Source organism: Streptomyces sp. NPDC003691, from assembly GCF_053981115.1.
Genome location: NZ_JBSFNQ010000029.1, coordinates 48,320 through 55,893 on the forward strand (window position 1 = coordinate 48,320; position 7,574 = coordinate 55,893).

The following is a 7,574-nucleotide window of genomic DNA, read 5'->3' on the forward strand; positions in this document are numbered from 1 at the left end:
GGCCGTCAGCCGCACGGGGGGCGGTAGTCCACGCCGGGGAAGTACTCGGACCACTCCTGGCGGGTGACCGCCGGATGGGCGGTGGCGCAGATCCGGTCGGCGGCGCGCTCGGGATCGGTCTCCCAGAGGAGGGCGGTGCCGTCGCGGCTGGTGCTGGCCAGGGTACGCCCGTCGGGGCTGAAGGCGACATGGTGGAGGCGGTCCGTATGGCCGGTGAGGGCCGCCAGTTCACGGGGGCGGGCCGGGTCGGAGACGTCCCACAGCCGGGCCGTACGGTCGTCGCCGGCCGTTGCCAGCCGCCGGCCGTCCGGGGCGAAGACGACGTCGTAGACGATGCTGGTGTGCCCGGTGAGAACGGCGCCGGGGCGGGGCCGGGCGGGGTCGGTGATGTCCCAGAGCCGGACCGTGCGGTCGTGGCCCGCGGTGGCGGCGGTCCGGCCGTCCGGGCCGACGGCGACCGAGCGGACTCCGCCCGTATGGCCGGTGAGAACGGCCAGTTGGCGGGGGCGGGCCGGGTCGGAGACGTCCCACAGCCGGGCGGTGCGGTCGTCGCCCGCCGTCGCCAGGATCCGGCCGTCCGGGGCGAAGTCGGCGGCGCGGACATGGTCGGTGTGGCCGATGAGGACGGCCTTCCGCCGGGGCCGGGCGGGCACGGTGACGTCGTGGAGCCGGACGGTCCGGTCGGGGCTGGTGGTAGCGAGGAGCCGGCCGTCGGGGCTGAAGTCGACGCCTTCCGGATTGCCCGCACCGCCGACGGTGGACGACAGCAGCCGGGGGTGCGCCGGATCCCCCGCGTCCCAGAGCCGCAGGGTCAGGTCCTCGCTGGTGGTGGCGAGGGTCCGGCCGTCGGGGCTGAACGCGGTGCCGTAGACGGGACCGGTGTGGCCGGTGAGCACGGCGAGGGTCCGGCGGGGACGCAGGGCGCCCATGTCCCACAGCCGTACGGTGCGGTCCTGGCCGGTGGTGGCCAGGGTGCGGCCGTCCGCGCTGAAGGCGGTGGCGAAGACGAAGTCGCCGTGCCCGGACAGGGCGGGCGCGGGCAGGTCCCAGAGCCGGACCGCGTGGTCCTGGCTCGCGCTGGCCAGGGTGCGCCCGTCGGGGCTGAACGCCAGGGCGATGACCATCGCGATATGGCCGTTGAGCACGGCCTGCGGGCGGGGCCGGGACCGGTCGGAGACGTCCCAGACGCGTACCGTCTGGTCCTCCCCCGCGGTGGCCAGCGTCTGCCCGCCGGGGGCGAACGCCACCGCGTACACGGTCCGCAGATGCCCCTTCAGGACCACCGGCCCGGCCTTGGCGGACTCCGCCGTGCTCCAGAGCCGTACGGTGCCGTCCTCGCCCGCCGTGGCCAGGTTCCCGCCGTCCGGTGAGTACACCACCGACAGCAGGGGGCCCGTGTGCCCGCTGAGCGCGGCCCGCTGCCGCGCCCGCTCCGGATCGGAGACGTCCCACAGGCGTACGGCGCGGTCCTGGCCGCCGGTGGCCAGGGTCCGGCCGTCCGGGCTGAACGCCACCGTGCGGACGGTGGAGCGGGCGCGGAGGAGGGAGGTCCCGCGCGGCCGGTGCACGACGGCGAGGTCCCAGAGCCGGACCGTGGCGTCCTCGCCGCCGGTGGCGAGGGTCCGGCCGTCGGGCGAGAAGGCGATCGCGCAGGCGGGGGCGGCGTGGCCCGTGATGGTGGCGAGCCTGCGGGGCCTGCGGGGTTCGGTGGTGTCCCAGAGCCGCACGGTGGAGTCCCGGCCGGTGGTGGCCAGCACCCGTCCGTCGGGGCTGAAGGCCGTACCGCAGACCACGGCCCGGTGGCCGGTGATCGTGGCGTCCTCGCGGGGGCGGTGCGGATCTCCCGTGTCCCAGAGCCGGACCGTGTTGTCGCCCTCGGAGGTGGCCAGCGTCAGCCCGTCGGCGGTGAACGACACCGTACGGCCGTAGGGGTTCTTCGCGACCGACGCGGAGCGGCCGGTGAGCGCGGAGGCGTACGGGGCGGCGAAGGCGCTCAGCAGACCGCCCCGGGCTTCCCGGGTCGGGGCCAGCCGGTAGGCGGCGAGGGAGAGCTGGAGGGAGAGCGCGGGATTGAGCGCGCGGAGCGTCGCCGCCTCCGCGGCGACCTCCCGGGAGAGGGAGTCGTTGCGCTGGTCGGTGGCGACGCGGCCGGCCCGGATCGCGACGGCCGTGGCGCCGGTGGCGACCAGGACGAGCACGGTGAGCAGGGCGACGAGCCGGCGCAGCCGCCGGGTCCGGCGGCGGGCGGCGGCCTGCTCCCGGTCCTCGGCGGCGACCGCGGCGTCCAGGAAGGCGCGTTCCCGGGCGGAGAGCGCGCCGGGGTGGGCGAGGGACCAGTCCCGGGCGAGCGAGAGCCGGGTGCCGCGGTAGAGGGAGCCGGGGTCGCGGCCGAGGGCCTCCCAGGCGGTGGTGGCGTCGGTGAGCTGGCGGTGGACGCGGATGCCGTCGCGGTGGGCGGCCAGCCAGTCGTGGAGCCGGGGCCAGCTCCGGATGAGGGCTTCGTGGGCGATCTCGACGCTGTCGCCGCCGAGGGTGACCAGCCGGGCGGCGGCGAGGCGTTCGAGGACGTCGTTGGTGTCCGGGTCGTCGTCGAGTTCCGCCCGCTGGATACGGCGCTTGGTGTCCTCGGTGCCCTCGCCCGGCGCGGTCAGCCGCAGGAAGAGGTCCCGGGCCAGCCGCTGCCGGGCGGGCGGCAGGCCGGTGTAGAAGGACTCGGCGGTCCGGGCCAGTGCCCCGTCGATCCCGCCCGCCGCGTGGAAGCCGTCGAGGGTGAGTACCGTGCCGGTGCGGCGGGCCCAGGTCTCCCGCAGCGCGTGGGAGAGCAGCGGCAGTACGCCCGCGCGGCCCTCGGTGTCGGCGACCAGCCGGGCCAGCAGGGCGTCCTCCAGTTCGGCGCCCTCGTGCAGCGCGGGGCGGGTGATGGCCCGGCCGAGTTCCTCGGCGGTCATCGGGCCGAGCATCACCTGGGAGTGGCGGAGGGCGGCCACCAGGTGGGGGAAGCGGGTGCAGTGGGTGTAGAAGTCGGCCCGGACGCCCAGGACGACCCGGACGCCCGGGCCGGGGGCGGGACCGGGACCGCCGGAGGGGACGCGGGCTGCCGCGGCGGGGCCGGGACCGGGATCGCCGGAGGGGGCGGGGCCGCCGTCGCCTTCGGGACCGGGGCCGCCGGAGGGCGGACCGGCTCCGGGAGCGCCGGAGTCGGGAGCACCGGAGTCGGCAGCGTCAGGGCCGGCGGGCTGCGCCGCCGTGAGCAGGGCCAGCAGGAAGGCGTCGCGCTCCGCGGGGTCCCGGCAGAGCGTGAACACCTCCTCGAACTGGTCGACGATCAGGGTCGGCGGGCGGCCCGCCGCGGCCAGCTCCCGGCCCAGTGCGCCGGGGTCGGCGGCCAGTTCGTCCCGCAACCGTGCGGCATCGGCGGCAGGCGCGCGGACGACTGCGGCCGCGCACTCCGCCAGGGGCCGGGCGCCGGGCGTGAACACCACCGCGTTTCCCAGCCCCGCGGCGAGCCCGGCCCGCAGCACGGACGACTTCCCGGCGCCCGAGGCGCCGAACAGGGCCACGACCGGGTGCCGTTCGAGGCGGTCCAGCAGCTCGGCGACGGCCCGGTCCCGGCCGAAGAACAGTTCCGCGTCCGCTTCCTGGAAGGCGGCCAGTCCTTTGTACGGGCAGCCTTCGGCCCCGGCCCACGGGGCGCCGCCCCTGGTCCGGGCCGACGCGGCCTGCCAGCGCCGCTCCCACTCCCGCGGGTCGCCGCCGCAGGCCCGTGCGTAGGCGAGGGTGACCGCCAGGCTGGGCAGCTTCTGTCCGGAGGCGGCGGCGGCGAGGGTGGTGGCCGAGTAGTGGGCAAGCAGCGCGAGTCTGCGGTACGGCGGATTCCCCGCCTTCTCCCTCAGCCTGCGCAGCCCCGCGGCGAGTTCGACGGCCGGATCGGTTTCGGACCCGAGCGGCTTCTCCGGTCTCGGCACGTCTCCCCCTCGTCTCCCCCGCGTCGACCGCTCATGATCCACAAGGCCGGCGGCGGGGTCGAGACCAGAAACCGGACAACGAGCGCGGCCGGGTCCCCGCGCGCCGGAACGGGCCGCCGCGGGCCCGCCGAGGGCGCCGCGGCCTGCGGGGAGAGGCGGCCGGAGCAGTGGTGGCGGACGGTGGGCCGCTGATCGGCGCCCGCGCCGATCTCCCGCCGGGGGCCGCCGATTATACGTGATTCACCGACTTCCCCGAAAAAGCCGTTCCGCACCGCGAGATCGATCCCGGTATTTACCGTCACCGCGCCCCCTTTCCGCATCTCAGGGGCTTCCCGCCGCAGTTATGTGACAGACGTGTGTAAGGGGGCCGGAATTCGACCCATCAGTTCCCGCGGGGGCCTTGCTCCCCGCCAATCCGCCGCCGACCAGGCACGCTGCACCCGGCGGACCCTGCCGAGCGATCAGCGGACTGAGCTGACACAACCTCAACTACACTGTTGCGAAACCCTGTTGACCAGGCCAAATACCGAAGTTTGCTTGCTGTTACCACCGAACCCCACGCGTCGCATTGCATTCATTACTCATCATTAACCTCGACACCGGAACAAAGTCGCTGCTAGAATCGAGTGATCGATCTGCGCGAGAGCCGGTATGAGCGGGGGTATCCGGCCCGAACCCAGGCAGAACCCAGGATGCGCATACGGCCCTTTCCGCTGTCGGTAACGCCAGGCAGGTGCAACGCAGACTGGGGGCCATGCTAGATGGATCTGATCCAACGTGATCGTGAGACCGAGGTCCTGCGGGGGATGCTCGCGCGGGCGGCTCAGGGCCGGGGCGGTGGCGCGATCATCAGCGGTCCGGTGGGCTGTGGAAAGACCGAAGTGCTCCACGCCTTTGCAGAACACGCCATTGACTCCGGCGCGGTGGTGCTCAGCGCCGCGTGCTCCGAAACCGAGTGCTCGATGCCCTTCAGCGCCATCGCGCAGGCGTTCCAGCACGCACCGATCCAGCCGGACCAGTTACACAGCCTGCGGGAGCTCGCCCCGGACGAGGACTGTCTGAGCTTCCTGACCCACAACGCCGATGCGCTCAGCGACCGGGTGGAACAGCTCTATCCGCCGGTGATGAACCGGCTGTGGCGGGCGCTGCTCGACCTCAGCGCCACGGATCCCGTCGTGATCATCATCGATGACATCGACCACGCCGACCAGTTCTCGCTGCGCGGCCTCTCGTTCATCAGCAGGCGGGTCCGGGCGGCCCGCATCATGGTCGTCGTCGCGGCCCAGACCGGTACCCGGCGCAGTACCGGATTCCTCCAGAGCGAGGTACTGCGGCAGCCCCTGTGGCGGCAGATCCGGATCACGCCGATGCCCGTCAGCGGGGTGGCCAGGATGCTGGAGCGCCGGTTCGGCGACGACACCGCCGCACAGTCCTGGTACGACATCAGCCGGGGCAACCCCCTGCTGCTCAAGGCCCTCCTGGAGGACCACGCCGCCGCGGAGTGCACCACGGAGCGGCGTCCGGAGCCGATCGTCGGCCAGGCGTTCGCCGAGGCCATGTCCGCCTGTCTGCACCGGTGCGGCCCCGAGCTGGCCGAGGTCGCGGTGGCCGCCGCCGTCCTGGGCGACGAGGCGACGGCGGAGCTGGTGGCGGATCTGATGGGGACGGCGACCGAGGCCATCCTGCCGTGGATCCGGGCGCTGAACGCCGCGGGAGTGCTGGCCGACGGCCGGTTCACCCACCCGGCGGGGCGGGCCGCCGTACTCGCCCCCCTCAGCCCGGAGAAGTCCGCGGGCCTCCACCGGCGGGCCGCGGAACGGCTCTACTACGCGGGGGCCACGCCCACCGCGGTGGCCGACGCGCTGCTGTCGGCGGCCGAGGACGAACTGCCCAAGTGGAGCGGCGTCCTGCTCCGGGAGGCGGGCAACCAGGCCCTGCTGGACGGCCGGATCGACCGGGTCGTCGAGTACCTCGAACTGGCCTACCGGATCGCCGTCGAACCCCATGAGCGGGTGACCGTCCTCAAGCTCCTGGTCTCCGCGCACTGGCGGATCCTCCCGGCCGGCTGCGGACGCCATATCGACCGGCTGCTGGACGTCGCCCGCGAGGACTACTTCGAGGGGAACGTCTCGCAGATCATCTCCTACCTCCTCTGGCACGAGCGCTTCGAGGACGCCGAGATGCTGCTGAGCCGGGTGGCGCCGCCGGGCCGCGAAGTGCCGCTGCGCACCCTGGTGGAGCTGAAGCTGCTCCGGCTCCGGCTGGCGTACCGCAGCCCCGGACTCCTCGGCCGGCTCTCCTTCGAGGTCCTCGACCGCGATCTCTGCACGGACGAGCCGGGGCTGGAGATCAGTATGTCGCCGCAGCTCCAGGCGATCCGGGCGCTGGAGGTCGTCCTCTCGGGCGGCGGTCCGGACGAGGCCGCCGAGCACGCGGAGCACGTCCTGCAGAACTGCGGCCTCGACGACAACACCGCGGACATGCTGTTCACCATGCTCTCCGTGCTGGTCGAGATGGACCGGGCGGCGGCCGCCCTCCCGTGGTGCGAGGCCCTGATGGCGGAGGCGGAGAGCCGCAAGGCGCGGGCGTGGCTGGCGATGCTGCTGGACATCCGGGCCGGGATCGCGCTGCGGCTGGCGGACTTCCCGGCCGCCGCGGAGTACGGACAGCGCGCCCTGACAACGTTGGCCATCGAGAACTGGGGGCTGTTCCTGACCGGTCCGCTGGTCACGCAGCTCCATGCGCACACCGCGATGGGCCAGCACGACCAGGTGGCGCGGCTGCTGATGCAGCCGGTCCCGGAGGTCAGTTTCCAGACGACCTCCGGCCTCCAGTACTGGCATGCCAAGGGCCTGTACTACCTGACCACCAACCGGATCCACTCGGCGATCACCACCCTCCGGGCCTGCGGCGAGCTGTCGGTCGCCTGGGGGATCGACATTCCGGCGGTGCTGCCGTGGCGCAGCGGACTGGCCCACGCCATGCTCCAGGTGGGCCATGCGGAGCAGGCCAGGGAGCTGCTGCGGGAGCAGCTCGGCCAGTCGCACCGCAACCACGCCCGGGTGCGGGGTGTTTCGCTGCGGCTGCTGGCGCACACCGCCGAGCTGAGCGAACGGCCGCGGCTCCTCAAGGACGCCATCAAGCAGTTGCAGAACTGCCGGGGGCTGCTGGAGCAGGCGCACGCACTGGCCGATCTGAGCAATGTGCTGCACCGGCTGGGCGATGTGGAGCGGGCCCGGATCACCAGGCGCCGCGCCTGGCTGCTGGCGAACAAGTGCAACGCGAAGCTGGTCAACAACCGCCGGCTGGTCCTGGAGTCCGAGAGTTCGCTGAACGGGGTCGTCGCGGATCCGGTCGACGAATCGGGGTCGGTGCTGAGCGACGCGGAGCAGCGGGTGGCGATGCTGGCCTCGCGGGGCGACAAGAACCAGGAGATCGCCCGTAAGCTGTCGATCACCGTGAGCACCGTGGAACAGCATCTGACCAGGGTCTACCGGAAGCTGAAGGTACAGCGCCGTACGGAGCTGCCGAACGCGCTGGAGATGCTCGCCGTGGACAACGTACTGAGCGCGGTCGGGACTTCCTGACCCGACCGCGCTCCGCCGTACC

General features: G+C 73.5%; 2 protein-coding genes. One reads left to right on the plus strand and one right to left on the minus strand.

Translation table 11 applies throughout. The features are described 5' to 3' along the window. Positions 1-5: 5 nt before the first annotated feature. Positions 6-3,965 (minus strand): nSTAND1 domain-containing NTPase, encoded by a 3,960-nt coding sequence (locus ACWDR0_RS16465; RefSeq protein WP_456352372.1) that lies wholly within the window; start codon positions 3,963-3,965, stop codon positions 6-8. Positions 3,966-4,726: 761 nt separating this feature from the next. Between ACWDR0_RS16465 and ACWDR0_RS16470 the strand changes: the two genes are divergently transcribed. Then, entirely contained in the window at positions 4,727-7,552 is a 2,826-nt protein-coding gene (locus ACWDR0_RS16470; RefSeq protein ID WP_456352373.1) for an AAA family ATPase, read from the plus strand. Positions 7,553-7,574 lie beyond the last annotated feature (22 nt).

Bases quoted from the DNA above. Each gene is read 5' to 3' on its own strand.
- ACWDR0_RS16470 (WP_456352373.1), top strand. From the start codon at position 4,727: ATGGATCTGATCCAACGTGATCGTGAGACCGAGGTCCTGCGGGGGATG.